The sequence below is a fragment of the Amycolatopsis coloradensis genome (assembly GCF_037997115.1).
GTDB classification, from domain to species: Bacteria; Actinomycetota; Actinomycetes; order Mycobacteriales; family Pseudonocardiaceae; genus Amycolatopsis; species Amycolatopsis coloradensis_A.
The window spans coordinates 2,680,245-2,695,510 of record NZ_CP150484.1 but is presented as its reverse complement, the minus strand read 5'-3'; the positions used below and the strand labels follow the sequence as shown (position 1 = coordinate 2,695,510).

The window sequence follows — 15,266 nt, the reverse complement described above, 5'->3', positions numbered from 1 at the left end:
AGAAATGGCTTCCTGTAAGAGAAAACTTCGACTGTCAAGCCAACGACAGCGCGATCCCGTCGAGGATGTCGTGCTCGGAGATCACCAGTTCGTCGGGGCCACCGCGCGTGGCGAACTGCTCGGCCAGCACCTGCACGATCACCGAGCCGCCGCCGATCACGTCGACCCGGCCGGGGTGGATCACGGGGTTCGCGGCGCGCGTCGCGTGATCGGCCGTGAGGAGCGACTGCGCGACACGGTCGATGTCGGCGTGGGAAAGCTTCGAGAGGTGGGTGCGCTCGGAGTCGTACTCCGGCAGGCCCTGCGCCACGGCGGTCAGGGTCGTGACCGTCCCGGCGACACCGATCCACGTCTTGGCGGTGGACACGTCCACGACGTCGAAGGCCTCGGTGAGGACCTTGGCGGCCAGCTCACGGGCTTCGGCGATCTCGGCCGCGGTCGGCGGGTCGGACTTCAGCGCGCGTTCGGTGATGCGCACGCAGCCGATGTCGACCGACTTGGCCGCGATGACCTCGGCCTGGCGGCCGTCCCAGGTGCCGACCACGAGCTCGGTCGAGCCGCCGCCGACGTCGACCACCACGAAGGGGCCGTCGTCGGGATCCTGCTCGCCGACGGCGCCGGTGAAGGACAGGCGCGCCTCTTCGTCCCCGCTGATGACTTCGGCCTCGGTGCCGAGCACCTCACGCGTCATCGCGAAGAACTCGTCGCGGTTGCTCGCGTCGCGGGTCGCGGACGTCGCGACCATGCGGACCTTCTCCACACCCTTGCGGCGCGCGGCGATCGTGTAGTCGGCCAGCGCCTTACGGGTGCGCTCGAGCGCCTCGGGGGCCAGCCTGCCGGTGGCGTCCACCCCCTGACCGAGACGGACGATCCGCATCTCGCGGTGCAGGTCGCGCAGGTCGACCGTCCCGTCGTGGCGGGGGGTCAGCTCGGCGACGAGCAGGCGGATGGAGTTGGTCCCACAGTCGATCGCGGCAACACGAGGCATGCCCCGGAGATTACAGCGGAGCGGAGCTTCTCCGTCGAGGGTGGTGGCGGGGGCATGGATGGATAGTCAATGCGATCAGGTGGGTTTGGTGCTGGCGCTCCCCGACTGCGTCACCGTCGTCGTCGTTGTGGTCGTCGTCGGCGACGTGCAGGTCGGCGACGGCGGAGTCGTGGTCGTCGGACTGGTGCTCGTGCTCGTGCTCGGTTGTGTCTCCGTCACGGTGACCGTCGGGCAGGCCGGCGGCTTCGAACTCGACGACGATTTCGACGAAGACGACGAACCCGAATTGCTGGGCGGCAGCGAACTCGACGGCGGGGGCGTCACCGAACCGGGCGGCGTCGGCGGCACCGGAGGCGGCGGCACCGACACGGGCGGCGGAGCGGCACCGGCGTTCGGGGCGCCGATGGGCACCTTGCTGTCCGGCGTCGGCAGCACACCGGTGCGGTACGCCTCGGCCCAGATCAGCACGGTGTTCACATAGGTGTCCGAGTTGTTGTAGCGGAACACGGCCGCGCGCAACTGGTCCGGTTTGGACAGATCGAGCCCGCCGGAGCACAGGTACCGGCCCGTGCCCAGCGCCGCGTCGAAGATGTTGTTCGGATTGGACTCGCCGTCGCCGTTGCCGTCGGAGGCGTAGCCCTTCCACGTCGACGGGATGAACTGCGTCGGGCCGACGGCGCGGTCCCACACCGTGTCGCCGTCGAATTTGCCGCCGTCGGTGTCCGGGATGGCCGCGAACGGCCCGGCGCCGTTGAGCTGCGGGCCGAGGATCGGTTCGAGGGTGTTGCCCTTAGCGTCGACGTAACCGCCGCGCGCGTGATTGGACTCGATCCGGCCGATACTCGCGATCAAGGCCCAGTCGATGTGGCAACCGGGCTGTTCGGCGATGAGGATGTCGGCGGCGTTGCGGTACGCGGCGAGCGCGGTGACCGGGATGCCGAGCGGTCCTTCGGGGAGTTCGTCCGCGGGGAGCGGGAGCGGGGTCGGGGCGTTCGGCAGGCTGCCGTCGACGCCGATCTGCTGGACGAGCGGGTTCTTCGGGTCGTAGCCGTCGACGAGGGCGACGTTGTCGGAATGGACCGTGCTCGCCGTCGCGGCCCAGCTACCGGCACCGACGACCGCGGCACCGGCCGGGACGATGGCGAGGACCCCTCCGGCCACCGCGGCTATCGTGCGGTGCCGGAGACAGAGTCTCCGCACCTGACCGGTCACCGCGCCTGGCACGTGCCTCACGCGCATACCTCAGAACCCTCCCGGCGGATCACGACTTCGCGATCCGGTACTTGCCCACCCCGTCAACCCTCGGCTGTGCCCAGCCTGCCGCATACGGTGACCGGTTTCACCCCATTGAGAAGGACCAGTTGGCCGACATCGGGTGAATTAACCCACCTGGAGGAACTATCTGTGCACCAGGGGTCGGTGTTACCCCTGGCAGTCGCCGGACGGCCAGCCGTTCGCCTTGAGCAGCGCGAGCGTTTCGTCACCGAACGGGTTCACCCCGGGGCCGACGGCCAGCGTGTGCGCCAGGTGGACGTGCAGGCATTTGACGCGGCCGGGCATCCCGCCCGCGCTGACCTCGTGGCCGAGCGAATCGATGGCGTCGCGTTCGGCGAGGTAGCTCTCGTGGGTCCGCTGGTAGGCGGCCGCCAGCTCGGGGTCCTCCGCGAGCCGGTCGGTCATCTCCTTCATCAGCCCGGAGGCCTCGAGCGTGCCGACCATCGACGTCAGCTTCGGGCAGGTCAAGTAGTAGAGCGTGGGGAACGGCGTGCCGTCGTCGAGGCGGGGGCTGGTCTGCACGACCGACGGGTGGCCGCTCGGGCAGCGCGCGGCGACGGCGCGCAGCGCACGGGGGGCCCGGCCGAGCTGTTCCGCGATGATCTCGCGGTCGGCGTCGGTCACAGGCTCGTAGGAGGACTTTTCCGTGCTGTTCACACCCATAAGGCTAACGCGCGGCTGAAGGACGCTTTCCCCGCATAGGACGTGGTGAAAGCTCCCTTCACCGCATCTCACGCGGTGAAGGTCCCCTTCAGCCGCCCGCGACCTGATCCCACAGCTTCTCGTACCAGGAGCCCGCGGGCACCGGCTGCTGACCTTGCGGCTGCCCCTGCTCGGGCGCCTTGTCTTCGGGGAGCTGCACGATGTACGGCGTCTCGCCGGGCTTCACGAAACCGAACCGTTTACGTGCCTCCGCCTCGATCTGCGCCGGGTCGCTCAGCTCGGCCTTGCGGCCTTCCAGCTGGGTGACGCTCCGCTGCAGTTCGGACTGCAACTGCTGCTGCTCGGTCACCTCGGACTTCTGGCTGAGGTACGTGCGCAGCGGGACGGCGATGGTGAACGCGAGCGCGCACACCACGATCGCCACCACCGCGGCCCGGCGGGTGGTGGACATGCCGAGCACCTTCGCGGCACCCGATGCCCTCTTCGCCGCCAGGCTGCGGCGCAGCCGGGTTCGGGCGCGGACCTCCGTCGTCGTCGTGCGACGGGCGCGCTCCGGTCGGCGGCCCCTGCTGGAGCCGCCGCCGTCCGCGCGCCCGCTACGACGGGTCCGCGCCCTCCCCCGGTCCGCCATCGTTCGTTATCCCTCGGCGCTGAACCGCGGGAACGCGAGGTCGCCGGCGTAGCGCGCCGCGTCGGCGAGGGTCTCCTCGATGCGGAGCAGCTGGTTGTACTTGGCGATCCGCTCGCCGCGCGCCGGGGCGCCGGTCTTGATCTGGCCGACACCGGTCGCGACGGCGAGGTCGGCGATGAAGGTGTCCTCGGTCTCGCCGGACCGGTGGCTCATCATCGACTTGTAGCCGTACGAGGTGGCCAGCGAGATCGCGTCGAGGGTCTCCGACAGGGTGCCGATCTGGTTGACCTTCACCAGCAGCGCGTTGGCGGCGCGGCGGGTGATGCCCTCTTCGNGGGTGCCGATCTGGTTGACCTTCACCAGCAGCGCGTTGGCGGCGCGGCGGGTGATGCCCTCTTCGAGGCGGTCCGGGTTGGTGACGAACAGGTCGTCGCCGACCAGCTGGACCTTCTCGCCGATCTCGGTGGTCAGCTGGACCCAGCCGTCCCAGTCATCCTCGCTCAGCGGGTCCTCGATGGACACGAGCGGGTAGTCGCGGACGAGCTCGCCGTAGTAGGCCGACATCTGCTCGGCGCTCTTCTTCGCGCCTTCGAAGGTGTACGCGCCGTCGGAGAAGAACTCCGTCGCGGCGACGTCGAGCGCGAGCGCGACGTCGCGGCCCGGGGCGTACCCGGCCTTCTCGATCGCCTGAAGGATCAGGTCGAGCGCCTCGCGGTTGTTCTTCAAGCTGGGCGCGAAGCCGCCTTCGTCACCGAGGCCAGTGGCCAGGCCGCGGCCCTTCAGGACCGACTTCAGCGAGTGGTAGACCTCGGTTCCCCAGCGCAGGGCCTCGCGGAACGACTCGGCGCCGATCGGCGCGATCATGAATTCCTGGATGTCGACATCGGTGTCGGCATGCGCGCCACCGTTGAGGATGTTCAGCATCGGCACCGGCAGCACATGCGCGTTCGGCCCGCCGAGGTAGCGGAACAGCTCCAGCTCGGCCGACTCCGCGGCGGCCTTCGCGACGGCGAGCGAAACACCGAGGATGGCGTTCGCGCCGAGGCGTGACTTCGCCGGCGTGCCGTCGAGGTCGACCAGCTTCTGGTCGACGATGCGCTGGTCGACGGCGTCGGTACCGACCAGGTCCGGGCCGATCTCGTCCAGGACGGCCGCGACCGCGCGCTCGACACCCTTGCCGTTGTACCGGCCGGTGTCGCCGTCACGCAGCTCGACGGCTTCGTGTTCGCCGGTGGACGCACCCGAGGGGACCGCGGCCCGCGCCAGCGTGCCGTCGTCGAGAGCCACCTCCACTTCGACCGTCGGGTTGCCTCGCGAGTCCAGAATCTCGCGAGCGCCTACCTGCTCGATGAGCGCCACGCCATGCTCCTCATGTGGGTTGTGCCTGCGGTGACCGGGCCCAGCCTAGCCGTCACCGCAGTTCACCCGTTGGAGGCACGCGCCACAATGCGCGCCGACCAGACCTCTCCGGCCTTCCTCCCCGCCACCACCCTCAACCGAGGAGCTGCGCTCCGCAGTACCTATTCCGTGGCTGGTTCGTCCGCCCGGACTTCCTTCCAGCCCGACGGAAGCTCGACGGTGTCGGAGAACTGCTGCCAGAAGGTCCAGCTGTTGCCGCCGATGTCGGAGACGGTGAACACCCGGGCGCCGTAGGGCTGATCCTGGGGCGCGTCGATGTCGGCGTCGTCGCCGAGCGCGGCGCGGACGCGCTCGTACTGCGCGTCGGCGTCGGGGACGTACACGATGTTCAGCTGCCCGACCGGGCCGTCGACGCCTTTCGCCTGCCAGTACTCGGGGCCGACCCCGGCCAGCTGGATCTTGGCCGGACCGGCGCACAGGGTGGCCTGGAACACCTCTCCGGAGGCGTCGGCGAAGCGCACTTCCTCGGTGAACCCGAACACTCTGACCAGCCACGCGACCGCCTCGGTGGCGTCCGCGTAGTAGAGGTACGGCGCGAGCCCGAGGTAGCCGGGCTCGTTTTCGGGCCTATCCGCTTCGGCACTGCTCATGGCAGGACAGTCCACCATGACCGTTTCAGCTCCTCGTGAACGGCCCTGCCCAGGCGTATCGTGGAGCGGACCATGATGGATGCCGAACCCGCCCCAGAACCCGGTGAGGACTCGTCCGGCGAGTCCCGGTTCCGCGCCTTCCGACAGGCGGAGGCGCTGGTCGAAAGCCGCAGGCCACTCGACGCCCTCAAGGCCCTCGAGCCCTTGCTGGAGGACGAAACCGACAAACCGAGTGTTCAGTTGCTGGCGGGTCGCGCGTACTTCCACTCCGCACAGTTGCGGCGGGCCGAACGCGCCTTCACCCGGGTGCTGGAACTGGACCCCACCGATCATTACGCGCGGTTCGTGCTCGGGCGGACCCTCCAGCGCCTCGGCCGGCTGACCGAGGCGCTGGCGCAGATGCGGATAGCGTCGGCGATGCACCCCATCCCGGAGTATCTGGAAGCGATCAGCGAGGTCAACGCGCGGATCGCGTTGCGCGACTGACCCGGCGACGGGAGCAAGGGACCTTTGCTCTCACTTCGACCTGGCCCGCAGGTGGGCCCGCTCGCCCTGCTTGCCGAACAGCACCAGCAGCTCCACCGGCCCCGGCCCCGCGCTGCCGAACCAGTGCGGAACCCGCGTGTCGAACTCCGCGGCCTCGCCGGGCCCCATCGTGAAGTCGCGGTCGCCGAGCAGCGCCCGCAGCCGTCCACTGAGGACGTACATCCACTCGTAGCCCTCGTGCGTGCGCTGTACGGGCTCGATGTCTTCGACCGGGATCAGCAGTTTGAACGCCTGCGGCTGGCCGGGCTGGGCGGTCAGCGCCCACGCGGTGAACCTGCCGAATTTCTGCGGTTTCATCCGGACACGCGGATCGGCGGGTTCTGGTTCGCCGACCAATTCGTCGAGCGGCACCTGATGTGCCGCCGACAACGTGAGCAACAGCTCCAGCGTGGCCTTCCGGGTGCCCGATTCGAGCCGCGAGAGCGTACTGGCGGAGATCCCCGTCGCCTCCGAGAGCGCGGAGAGCGTGGTGCCGCGCTCCTTGCGGAGCTGCTTGAGCTTCGGGCCGACTTCGGCCAGCCGCCGTTCGATGTCCTCCATGCCCTCCAGTTTGCCAAATCAGCAATGAACTTTGCCAATCGGCGTAGAAGTCCTGATGCTCGGCACCATGAACAACGAATTCGACGTGGTGATCATCGGTGGTGGCGTCGCGGGTCTCAGCGCGGCCTTGGTACTGGGCAGGGCGCGGCGCCGGGTCGTCGTGATCGACGGCGGCACCCCGCGCAACGCGCCCGCCGCGCACGCCCACGGTTTCCTGACCAGGGACGGCATCCCACCCAAAGAACTGTTGGAGATAGGCCGCGACGAGGTCCGCGCGTACGGCGTCGAGATCGTCGAGGACGTCGTCCACCGGCTGCGGCACGACAAGGCGGTGGAGCTGGCGAGCGGCCGGGTCATCCGCGGTCGCCGGATCGTGGTGACCACCGGGCTGGCCGACGAGCTGCCGGACGTCCCCGGCGTCGCGGAGCGCTTCGGCGCCGACGTCCTGCACTGCCCGTACTGCCACGGCTGGGAGGTGCGCGATCAGCGTTTCGGCGTGCTCGCCACCTCCGAGAAGTCGATCCACCAGGCGCTGATCGTCTGGCAGTGGAGCAAGGACTTGACCTTCTTCACGCATACGCAGCAGCTCTCGGCCGAAGACCGGGCGAAGCTGACCGGGCTGGGCATCCGGATCGTCGACGGGAAGGTGTCCGAGCTCGCCGTCGAGAACGACCGGCTGACCGGCGTCCGGCTCGTCGACGGCGAATTCGTCGAACGCGATGTCGTGTTCGTCGGCCCGAAGTTCGTCCCGCACGACCGGCTTCTCGCGCAGATCGGCTGCGCGCGCACCGAAAGCGGCTCGATCGCGGTGGACGCGCAGGGCCGGACGAACGTGGACGGTGTCTGGGCGGCGGGGAACGTCGTCGATCCGATGGCGCAGCTGGTCGTCGCCGCGGGCGATGCCTACCGGATGGCGTCGGCGCTCAACTTCGACCTGGTGCTCGAAGATCAGGGCGCGACGCTGGCGTCCGCGTAGGTGTCGGCCGCGCTGAAGACCTCCTGGACGTAGGGAACCGCCGGGTTGAACACCCGCATCGCCTTCCACCAGCCGCCCGGGGTGGCGACGTCGTCTCCGGCGGCGCACAGGTAGCGGGCGGTGGCGAAGGCGGCGTCGTCGAGGTCCTTCGGATCCGGTTGCTTCCCATCGCTCCTGGCCCGGGCGGAGTGCTTGGCCCAGACGTCGGCCGGGAGCGTGATCGGGCCGGGCCTGCCCTGCGCCGTTTCGACGTGGGAGACCCCGGCGAGGGTCGCCCACGAGAGGTGGCAACCCGGTTTCTGCCGCCGGAGCCACATCTCGGCCCGGCCGTAGGCGGACAGATCGTTGACGGAGAGCCGCGTCTTCGCCGCCACCCGGTTCGCCCAGGTCTCGAGTTCGGCCGCGTCGGAAACGGTGGGCCGGTCGGGCGGCGCGGCGAGCCCCGCACGCGGTGTCGCCGCCCCCGGCTGGGGCTTCTGGTCGGGAACCGCGAGCGCGGGCTGGGGCTGAGCCGGCGGAGGAGGCTCCTCGTCTCCCGGCCGGTTCACCCCGACGGTCATGATCAGCACCACGCCCGTGAGCACGAGCCCACCCGCGAAAGCGAGCCTGGGCACGTACGGCGGCAGAGGGCGGGCAGCATGCTCCGGGGCTTCGGTGCTCTGCGCGGTTTCGGCCACCCGGTCAGGTTACTTCGCCACACTTCCGAGCGATGCCCCAATCGGCTTACGGGCCCGACCGACGGTAGAACCGATCGGCGACCGGCGGTCCGGGCGACTCGAAGCGGGACTGCCTCTTGACCTCCAGTAAAGTGGAGGTCACACACTGATTCCCATGTTCAGTGAAGCGGAACTCGACTACCTCGCCACCCAAGGTCTCGGGCGGCTCGCGACGGCGCAGCCGGACGGCACACTGCAGGTCAGCCCCGTCGGTTACGCCTACAACACCGAGACCCGGACGATCGACATCACCGGCTACGAACTGGCGAAGAGCAAGAAGTTCCGGAACGTGGCCGCCAACGGGCAGGCCGCGTTCGTGGTGGACGACATGCCCTCGCAGGACCCGCCGAGGATCCGCTGCCTCGAAATCCGCGGCCGGGCCGAGGCGCTGACCGGCGCCCGCACCCCCGACGGCCATCTCGACGGCGCGGTGATCCGGATCCACCCGTCGCGGATCATCAGCCTCGGTGTCGACGACCCGGACCACGACCCGCTCGATCTCGTTCCGCACAACCGAAACGTCTGACCTCATCGGATGTCATGAAAGGGTCGTTCCTGACGAAAAACGTCAGNGCTGACCCTGGCGACCGCGATCCTCGAGGCGGCGGCGCTGTCGTTCCTCGGTCTCGGCGATCCGGGCACCGTAGACCGCGTAGGTCCCCAAACCGGCCACGGCGAGCACCACGGCGGTCCACGTCGCTTCGGCGACTCCGGCAGGCTGGAAGGGCCAGGTGATCACCAGATGCACGCTCTCCGTGCCCGGCGTGGTGGCCCAGACCACGAACGCGACCGCGAACCCGGCCAGCGGCAACGTCCACCCGAAGGCCCCGCCGAACAGCACCGCGGCGATCCCGGCGAGACCGAGTAGCCCACTCGCGTTCCGCACGATGATCTCCGCTGGGACCCGCTCCGCTTCCCACAGCCGCGGCAGCAGCACGGCACCGGCGCCGAGGCCGCCGATCAGCAGGAGATGCAGGACGCGGCGGGGCGCCCAGCGGATCGCGGCGGCCCGGTCGAGATCGATGTCCTGCCCGCTGAGGCCGATGGCGGTCACCGCGATCGCCACCAGGAGCGCCAGGGAAACCGGGATCTCCGACCAGCGGTCGCGCGCCAGGAACCAGATCACCGCCATGCTCGCCGCCAGCGCCGCGAATGAGGCCGGCATGGCGCGCGAGCGCGCGTACAGCACCGCCCACCTCATCGGGCGCGGCCGAGGAGGATGTCGAGCTGGTTGCCCTGGCAGGTCAGGCCCGCCTGCCGCTGCGCGATGACCCGCGTGCGCTGCACGTCGGGCGGCAGGGCACGGAAGGTCTCCCAATCGCGGAGGACCTCGTTCTTCTTGTCGTCGCTCAGCCACGACCCATTGAGCATCTCCCACTCACCGAGGAGCCAGCTCGAAGTGATCGACCGCGCGGTGACTTCGTCCATGAAGGACCTGTCGACACCGTGGACGGTGTAGCAGGTCGGCGTCCCGGCGCCGGCGACCAGCGTCCGCTTCATGTCGTCCGAATTCAGGGCCGAACGGACGGACCAATCCAGCAGGTCGACGAAGACGGTGTCCGCGGCACGCGGCGGTTCCTCGTCGAAGTCCAGCCGCCGGTCCATCACCGTGACCTTGACCGGCGCGTCCGGCAAGGTTCCCAAGAGCCGCAAAGCTTCCTTTCCGGGCCCGGCGAGACGGGCGAGTTCGGGCTCGAGCAGGCGGGGAACGCAGACCGGGCCGTCACAGACCAGCGCCGTCGCACGCGGGTCGACGGTCTTGGCCTCGGCGTAGGTCGCGGGCAGGACGGGCATCGCGATCGCGACCGCCACCAGCGCGGGGACGACGGAGAGTGCCTTCGCCCGCTTGGAGCGGGCCGCCAGCAGAAGGAATCCGGTCACGGCAAGTCCGGCGAGCCAGACCCCCTGCCCGAGATCCACCCGGCTAGCGGTGGTGGTGAACGGATCGTTGGTGACGTCCATCGCGGGAGAAAGCGAAGAGACCCAGGCCGGAACAGCGCCCACGAGCACGCTGCCCTTCGACCCGGCGATCTGGAGCACGAGCACGGTCACGAGAGCGGCGACGGCCACCGCGGGCGCGGTCAGTGGATGCGGCAGCAACCGGCCGATTCCCAGTCCGATCCAGGCGCCGGCGAGCATCGCGAGCGCGCCGACCACGACGATCGGCAGCCAGCCGAAGGTGAAGAACGCGCCGCTGAAGACCACCTGTACGGCACCGACGGCGAAGATCAGCAGGTAGCCCAGCACCAGCAGGCCACCCAGCGCACCGGCGAGTTTCGCCGCCCGGTGCCAGGGGGGCCGTGGCATCGTAGTGAGCAGTTCGGCCATCCCTGACCGGCTGTCCCGCATGCCTTGGATGGCCCCGGCGCCGATCGCGATCGGCCACAGGAACACCAGCAGGAACCGGCTCCACGCCGCGGCGGGCACCCAGTTTTCGTCCCAGGCGATCGGTGCCTTCGACCACGGCCCGCTGAACGAATACAGGAATCCGAACGCGACGACGAGGATGGCGAGGGTGGCCCAAGGGGCGATGGAACGGCGGAGTTCGGTCCGCAGGACACGCGTGTTCACCAGTTCCCCCTCCCCGGTTCTTGCCCGAGCAGCGCCGAGTAACCGCGCTCGATCGGGCTGTCGCCGACGTACTCCTCACTCCCGGCCGCGGCCAGCTCGTCCGGTGTCCCCTGGAAGACGAGTTTCCCGTTTTCGAACAGGACGACGTCTGTGCAGGCCGTCGCGACGTCCTCGACGAGATGTGTCGAGACGACGACGCAGGCGTCGCGGCCGATTTCCTGAAGGAGATCGCGGAACCGCACGCGCTGTGCCGGGTCGAGCCCGGCGGTCGGCTCGTCCAGCAGGAGGATGTCCGGATCGTTCACGATCGCCTGCGCGATCCCGACCCGCCGCACCATGCCGCCGGACAGCGTCTTCATCCGGTCGTCGGCCCGATCGGCGAGGCCGACCCGCTCGATCGACCGCTGCACCGCGGCCGGGATGTCCTGTTTGGACATCTCCTTCAGCCAGGCGATGTATTCGACGAACTCGCGGACGGTGAACCGCTTGTAGAAACCGAAATTCTGCGGCAGATAGCCGATACGGCGGCGCAGGCGGCGCTGATCGGTGAACCCCCCGACGGATTCACCGAGCAGCGCCAGCCCTCCCTCCGCCGGCCGGAGCACCGTCGCCAGTGCCCGGATCAGCGTGGTCTTGCCCGCCCCGTTCGGACCGAGCAGACCGTGCACCCCCGTGCCGAGTTCCAGGTCGAGCCCGTTCACGGCGAACTTGCGTTTGCCGACCCGGACCTTCAGTCCCTCCGCCTTGATCTGCCACGCGTAGGTCGTCGGTGCGACCTCCGCGGCCCCGACAGCACGCATCATGTTCTCCCCTTCGTTCATCGTTCGGATCCGGTGAGCAGGCCGAAGACGCTCCGCCGGAGCACCACCACGACCGCGGTCAGCGCGAAGATCGCGCCCCACACCGGGAGCAGCCGGGGTTCGAGCGCGGTGGCGCGCCCTTGCGAAGCCACCGCGGGCGCCAAGATCACCGCCATCCAGACCCCGGTGAGGACGTAGGCCGCCCGCGCCACTCCGATCACACCGCCGAGCGCGAGCGTCCCGGTGGTGAAGGCCAGGCTCGGCAGGAGGCCGAGCCCGAATCCGCCACCGCCGAGCCAGCCCGCGAGGGCCTGTATCGGCAACACGACGGCGAGAACCGCCGTCGTCCGGCGCAGCAACAGGTAGAGCCCGGCCCTCGGCGTGGAAGTGACGAGTTCGTACGCGGGATCGAGCCCTTTGGCCCACGACACCGCGACCCCGAGCACCGGCAGCACCGGTGAGAAGAGCTGGACGAACGAGTAGCCCTTGGATCCGGTGAACCCGAGCGAGTCCAGCAGGAAGCCCAGCGCCGGGATCAGGACGATCATCACCAGCCACGGCAGCATCACCGGAGTCACCCAGGTGTGCAGCCGTCCGGCCCACCGGAACCGCAGCGGGCTCGGGCCCGCTTCGGCGAGCTTCGGCCCCAGTCCGGCCCAGACGTCGTCCACCAGCGCCGACAGCGCCGGAAGGCTGAGCGCGGACAGTCTCCCCCGGCATTCCGCGCACGATTCGAGATGGGCTTCGACCGCCCAGACCTCGTCGCCGGCCAAGCCGTCGTCCCCGCGGACGTAACCGGCGAGGAGCTGTTCGGACACGTGTTCCTTGTTCACGACAGCGCCTCCCGCATCGCGATCCGAGCCCGCCTGGCACGGGTTTTGACGGTTCCTTCCGGCAGGCCGAGCAGGACCGCGGTCTCACGGACGGTCAGCCCGTCGAGCACCATGGCCTGCAGGACCTGCCGGAGTTCGGGCGCGAGGCGTCGCAGCGCGTCGCCGACGTGGTCGCCGACCGCGCCGGCCAGCGCCTCGTCCTCGGCGGCGGGCGCGACGGTGCTTTCCGCGACCGGCAGCGGCTGCGCGTGCCGCGCCCGGCGGCGGAAGGCGTCGACCAGCCGCCGCGCGGCGATCGTCCACAGCCAGCCCACGGCGCTCCCGCCGACGGCGGAACCGGCGAACGCGCCCGCCGCGCGCCAGACCGCGAGGTAGGTCTCCTGCATCACCTCGGCGACGATCTGATCGTCGGCGCAGCGACGGCGCAGGCGCACGGCCAGCCACGGCGACGTGCGGCGGTAGAGCTCCTCGAACGCCGCGCGGTCACCTCGGGCCGTGCGGCGGACGAGCTGCTCTTCGTCCGGTTCCGTTCCTTTCACATCCGGCAAGACGCCGAGATCGCCGAACCGGTTCTCACCCGATTGTGTCCTGTGTCACAGCGCCTCGGCCGAGGGCCGGTCGGCGGGCCGGAGGCTCCACGGCCGGCTCACCTCACGCGGCGTTCAGCGACCGTGCCGCGAAAGTGGCTTTCGCGGCACCCCTCGGCCGCACGTGAGCGCCGGCCCGTGTCCCTCAGGAACCCGGCCAGAACTTGCGCCAGCCGTCGGCCTCGAGCGTCGTCGGCTCCAGACCCGCGTCGCGTGCGGCCTGTTCGGCGGCGCGGATGTCGCGGGCGAACCGCTTCGCGACGGCACGGAGCTCGCCTTCGGGATCGATCCCCGCGCGGCGCGCGGTCGCGGCCACCCGGAACAGCTGGGCGGCCGCTTCGGAACCGTCGGGGAACAGGTCGAGCGGGATCCCGGCCCGGCCGCTGCGCTGGCCGAGCTTCCCGGCGAGCGCCACGGCGGGCTGACCGAGCGCGACACCGTCCACAATGGACTGACGGCTCTTCTCGGCCTGCTTCAGTTCTTCCCACTTGAGGTTCTGGTCGCTGACGGTCTCGACCCGGGGAGCGTCGGCGAAGACATGCGGATGACGTCCGACGAGTTTCGCGACCAGCTCGGAAGCGACCTCGTCGATCCCGAACGGATCGTCGGCGTCCTCAACCGCGACGCGCGCGTGGAACAGCACCTGAAGCAGGACGTCACCGAGTTCCTCACGCAAGGCGACGCGGTCGCCCTCCTCGATCGCGTCGAGCAGCTCGTAGGTCTCCTCGACCAGGTATTGACGCAGCGACTCGTGAGTCTGGACGGCGTCCCATGGGCATCCACCCGGTGAGCGGAGACGGTCCATCACCTCGGCGGCCTCGACCAGCGGCGGAACGGGCGCTTCGATCACCCGCGCGCCCGACCTGATCAGCGCCGCGGCCTTCGGTTCCCTTCGCGAACCGGCGATGAGCACGAGGTCGCGCACCTGCGTGTCACCGAGCGCGGGCACCCCGACGACCTCGGGATCGACATCGGAAGCCGCGTACACGGCCGTGCTGCTCCGCAAGATCGGGAGTGCCGCGGCGGGCAGTGTCGCACCGCGGGCGATCACGACGACGGCAGCGGTCACGGGTTTTGCGGGGCGGCACCGTGCACAGGCAGCACGATGCCCTTCTTCGAAACTTCGTTGGGCGCGAGGTCCATGTCGACAACATCCCACACGCCGTAGCGCGGGTTCACCTTGAGGTCGACCTGGTCGAGGTCAGGCTGGAGGAGCCGGACACCGATCTTGGCCAGCTGCTGGGCAGTGGGCTGCGCGGCCTGGTCCGACGCGACGGGCTTGTCCGCGGTCCGCTCACGCACCACGACGACGACCCACAGAGGCTGCTGCGGTGTCGGCTTGAAGGCGGCGACGGTGTTGGGTTCGAGACCGAACAGGACGGTGGCCGCGGTCGCGGGCGACTGCATGGCGGGCAGCTTCTGGCCGGTGCCCGCCTGCGTGTCGGAGGTCTGCTGGTCCTGCGCGATCAGCTCGGCGGCCGCGTTCGGCGAGGCGGCGAAGCGGCGGGCCTTCTCGATCGCCTGCTCGCGCAGCTTGTCCGAGTCGCCACCGGTGGCGTCGGTCGAGGAGACCGAGCTGAAATCGAACGTGACGGTGAGCTTGTCCAGGTACTTCATCGCGAGCTGGGTCTGCAGCGCCGCGTCGACCAGTGCCTCGCGGTGGTCCCGCACCCGCGCCACGAGCTGCTCGACACTGAGCTCGGGGTCGTCCTGCGGGTTGGCCTCCATCGGCTTCGCCAGTGGATCGTTCTGCAACGCGTTCACCACGAGGGACTCGTCGACCCCGATGCCTTCCCGCTGAGCGGCGCGCTTGGTGAGGTCGTGCAGGATCTCCTGGCGGACGATCTCACGGCCGACGAGGTCGAGCTTGTGCTCCTTGGCGAGCTGCTGCCCGTACGGGTGCTCACGAACGGCCTTGTCGATCAGCTGCTGCACGCGATCCACCGAAACGGTCCTGCCGTCGACGATCACCGCCGCACCGACCTGCCCGGGTCCGGCGTTGCATCCGGCGAGAAGGAGAGAACCGGCAAGAACCCCGACCAGCGCGCGACGGCGCCCCATGATCCGCATCACAGGGCCTACCCTCTCATACCGGCCCCGGCGAGAGAACCAGGTCGTAAGTCGCGATTCG

The 15,266-nt window shown here is 69.7% G+C and carries 17 protein-coding genes; 3 read left to right on the top strand and 14 right to left on the bottom strand.

Annotated elements, in window-relative coordinates:
• Positions 1-34: 34 nt before the first annotated feature.
• The 6 genes from LCL61_RS12775 to LCL61_RS12750 form a co-directional block, all read right to left on the bottom strand.
• Positions 35-988 carry a Ppx/GppA phosphatase family protein gene (locus LCL61_RS12775; RefSeq protein ID WP_340687039.1) on the bottom strand — a complete coding sequence of 318 codons (954 nt, stop codon included), beginning with the start codon at positions 986-988 and terminating at the stop codon, positions 35-37.
• A 75-nt stretch (positions 989-1,063) separates the two neighbouring features.
• Positions 1,064-2,227 (bottom strand): lytic transglycosylase domain-containing protein, encoded by a 1,164-nt coding sequence (locus tag LCL61_RS12770; protein ID WP_340687038.1) that lies wholly within the window; start codon positions 2,225-2,227, stop codon positions 1,064-1,066.
• Positions 2,228-2,410: 183 nt separating this feature from the next.
• Entirely contained in the window at positions 2,411-2,926 is a 516-nt protein-coding gene (locus tag LCL61_RS12765; RefSeq protein ID WP_340687037.1) for a DUF501 domain-containing protein, read from the bottom strand.
• An 88-nt stretch (positions 2,927-3,014) separates the two neighbouring features.
• Positions 3,015-3,377 carry an FtsB family cell division protein gene (locus tag LCL61_RS12760; protein WP_091598626.1) on the bottom strand — a complete coding sequence of 121 codons (363 nt, stop codon included), beginning with the start codon at positions 3,375-3,377 and terminating at the stop codon, positions 3,015-3,017.
• Positions 3,378-3,563: 186 nt separating this feature from the next.
• The gene (gene eno, locus LCL61_RS12755; protein ID WP_340687036.1) at positions 3,564-4,916 is read right to left on the bottom strand and encodes a phosphopyruvate hydratase; all 1,353 of its coding nucleotides are present in this window, start codon (positions 4,914-4,916) and stop codon (positions 3,564-3,566) included.
• Between the two features lie 161 nt (positions 4,917-5,077).
• Complete coding sequence (locus LCL61_RS12750) at positions 5,078-5,566, bottom strand: VOC family protein (protein WP_340687035.1); 489 nt, start codon at positions 5,564-5,566, stop codon at positions 5,078-5,080.
• A 72-nt stretch (positions 5,567-5,638) separates the two neighbouring features.
• Here LCL61_RS12750 and LCL61_RS12745 point away from each other — a divergent pair, with 72 nt between their 5' ends.
• The gene (locus LCL61_RS12745) at positions 5,639-6,052 is read left to right on the top strand and encodes a tetratricopeptide repeat protein (protein WP_340687034.1); all 414 of its coding nucleotides are present in this window, start codon (positions 5,639-5,641) and stop codon (positions 6,050-6,052) included.
• A gap of 30 nt (positions 6,053-6,082) precedes the next feature.
• Here LCL61_RS12745 and LCL61_RS12740 read toward each other — a convergent pair whose 3' ends face one another.
• Positions 6,083-6,652, bottom strand: a complete 570-nt coding sequence (locus LCL61_RS12740) for an XRE family transcriptional regulator (protein WP_340687033.1) — start codon at positions 6,650-6,652, stop codon at positions 6,083-6,085.
• A 55-nt stretch (positions 6,653-6,707) separates the two neighbouring features.
• Between LCL61_RS12740 and LCL61_RS12735 the strand changes: the two genes are divergently transcribed.
• A complete protein-coding gene (locus LCL61_RS12735; RefSeq protein ID WP_340687032.1) occupies positions 6,708-7,628 on the top strand; it encodes an NAD(P)/FAD-dependent oxidoreductase in 921 nt (306 codons plus the stop codon).
• Here LCL61_RS12735 and LCL61_RS12730 read toward each other — a convergent pair.
• Positions 7,601-8,305: a murein transglycosylase gene (locus LCL61_RS12730; protein ID WP_340687031.1), complete on the bottom strand. Its 705-nt coding sequence runs from the start codon at positions 8,303-8,305 to the stop codon at positions 7,601-7,603. The genes LCL61_RS12735 and LCL61_RS12730 overlap by 28 nt on opposite strands.
• A gap of 154 nt (positions 8,306-8,459) precedes the next feature.
• Between LCL61_RS12730 and LCL61_RS12725 the strand changes: the two genes are divergently transcribed.
• Complete coding sequence (locus tag LCL61_RS12725) at positions 8,460-8,870, top strand: PPOX class F420-dependent oxidoreductase (RefSeq protein WP_125674107.1); 411 nt, start codon at positions 8,460-8,462, stop codon at positions 8,868-8,870.
• Between the two features lie 671 nt (positions 8,871-9,541).
• On the opposite strand, the gene LCL61_RS12715 is transcribed toward LCL61_RS12725, so the two are convergent.
• The 6 genes from LCL61_RS12715 to LCL61_RS12690 form a co-directional block, all read right to left on the bottom strand.
• On the bottom strand, positions 9,542-10,915 hold the full coding sequence (locus tag LCL61_RS12715; protein ID WP_340687029.1) for a hypothetical protein: 1,374 nt from the start codon (positions 10,913-10,915) through the stop codon (positions 9,542-9,544).
• Positions 10,912-11,715: an ABC transporter ATP-binding protein gene (locus tag LCL61_RS12710; RefSeq protein WP_340688560.1), complete on the bottom strand. Its 804-nt coding sequence runs from the start codon at positions 11,713-11,715 to the stop codon at positions 10,912-10,914. The genes LCL61_RS12715 and LCL61_RS12710 overlap by 4 nt, the downstream gene beginning before the upstream one ends.
• Positions 11,716-11,732: 17 nt before the next feature.
• Positions 11,733-12,548 carry a zf-HC2 domain-containing protein gene (locus LCL61_RS12705; RefSeq protein WP_340687028.1) on the bottom strand — a complete coding sequence of 272 codons (816 nt, stop codon included), beginning with the start codon at positions 12,546-12,548 and terminating at the stop codon, positions 11,733-11,735.
• Entirely contained in the window at positions 12,545-13,087 is a 543-nt protein-coding gene (locus LCL61_RS12700) for an RNA polymerase sigma factor (RefSeq protein ID WP_340687027.1), read from the bottom strand. Before LCL61_RS12700 ends, LCL61_RS12705 begins: the two co-directional genes overlap by 4 nt.
• 193 nt (positions 13,088-13,280) lie before the next feature.
• Positions 13,281-14,204, bottom strand: coding sequence for a MazG family protein (locus LCL61_RS12695; RefSeq protein ID WP_340687026.1), 924 nt, complete (start codon positions 14,202-14,204; stop codon positions 13,281-13,283).
• Entirely contained in the window at positions 14,201-15,205 is a 1,005-nt protein-coding gene (locus LCL61_RS12690) for a hypothetical protein (protein ID WP_340687025.1), read from the bottom strand. The genes LCL61_RS12695 and LCL61_RS12690 overlap by 4 nt, the downstream gene beginning before the upstream one ends.
• Positions 15,206-15,266: the final 61 nt, after the last annotated feature.

What these genes read in the sequence shown, in the direction of transcription:
- LCL61_RS12760 (WP_091598626.1), bottom strand. Translation starts at nt 3,377, where the DNA reads ATGTCCACCACCCGCCGGGCCGCGGTGGTGGCGATCGTGGTGTGCGCG.
- LCL61_RS12725 (WP_125674107.1), top strand. Translation starts at nt 8,460, where the DNA reads ATGTTCAGTGAAGCGGAACTCGACTACCTCGCCACCCAAGGTCTCGGG.
- LCL61_RS12750 (WP_340687035.1), bottom strand. Translation starts at nt 5,566, where the DNA reads ATGAGCAGTGCCGAAGCGGATAGGCCCGAAAACGAGCCCGGCTACCTC.
- LCL61_RS12765 (WP_340687037.1), bottom strand. Translation starts at nt 2,926, where the DNA reads ATGGGTGTGAACAGCACGGAAAAGTCCTCCTACGAGCCTGTGACCGAC.
- LCL61_RS12775 (WP_340687039.1), bottom strand. Translation starts at nt 988, where the DNA reads ATGCCTCGTGTTGCCGCGATCGACTGTGGGACCAACTCCATCCGCCTG.
- LCL61_RS12690 (WP_340687025.1), bottom strand. Translation starts at nt 15,205, where the DNA reads ATGCGGATCATGGGGCGCCGTCGCGCGCTGGTCGGGGTTCTTGCCGGT.
- LCL61_RS12745 (WP_340687034.1), top strand. Translation starts at nt 5,639, where the DNA reads ATGATGGATGCCGAACCCGCCCCAGAACCCGGTGAGGACTCGTCCGGC.
- LCL61_RS12735 (WP_340687032.1), top strand. Translation starts at nt 6,708, where the DNA reads ATGCTCGGCACCATGAACAACGAATTCGACGTGGTGATCATCGGTGGT.
- LCL61_RS12710 (WP_340688560.1), bottom strand. Translation starts at nt 11,715, where the DNA reads ATGCGTGCTGTCGGGGCCGCGGAGGTCGCACCGACGACCTACGCGTGG.
- LCL61_RS12770 (WP_340687038.1), bottom strand. Translation starts at nt 2,227, where the DNA reads ATGCGCGTGAGGCACGTGCCAGGCGCGGTGACCGGTCAGGTGCGGAGA.
- LCL61_RS12740 (WP_340687033.1), bottom strand. Translation starts at nt 6,652, where the DNA reads ATGGAGGACATCGAACGGCGGCTGGCCGAAGTCGGCCCGAAGCTCAAG.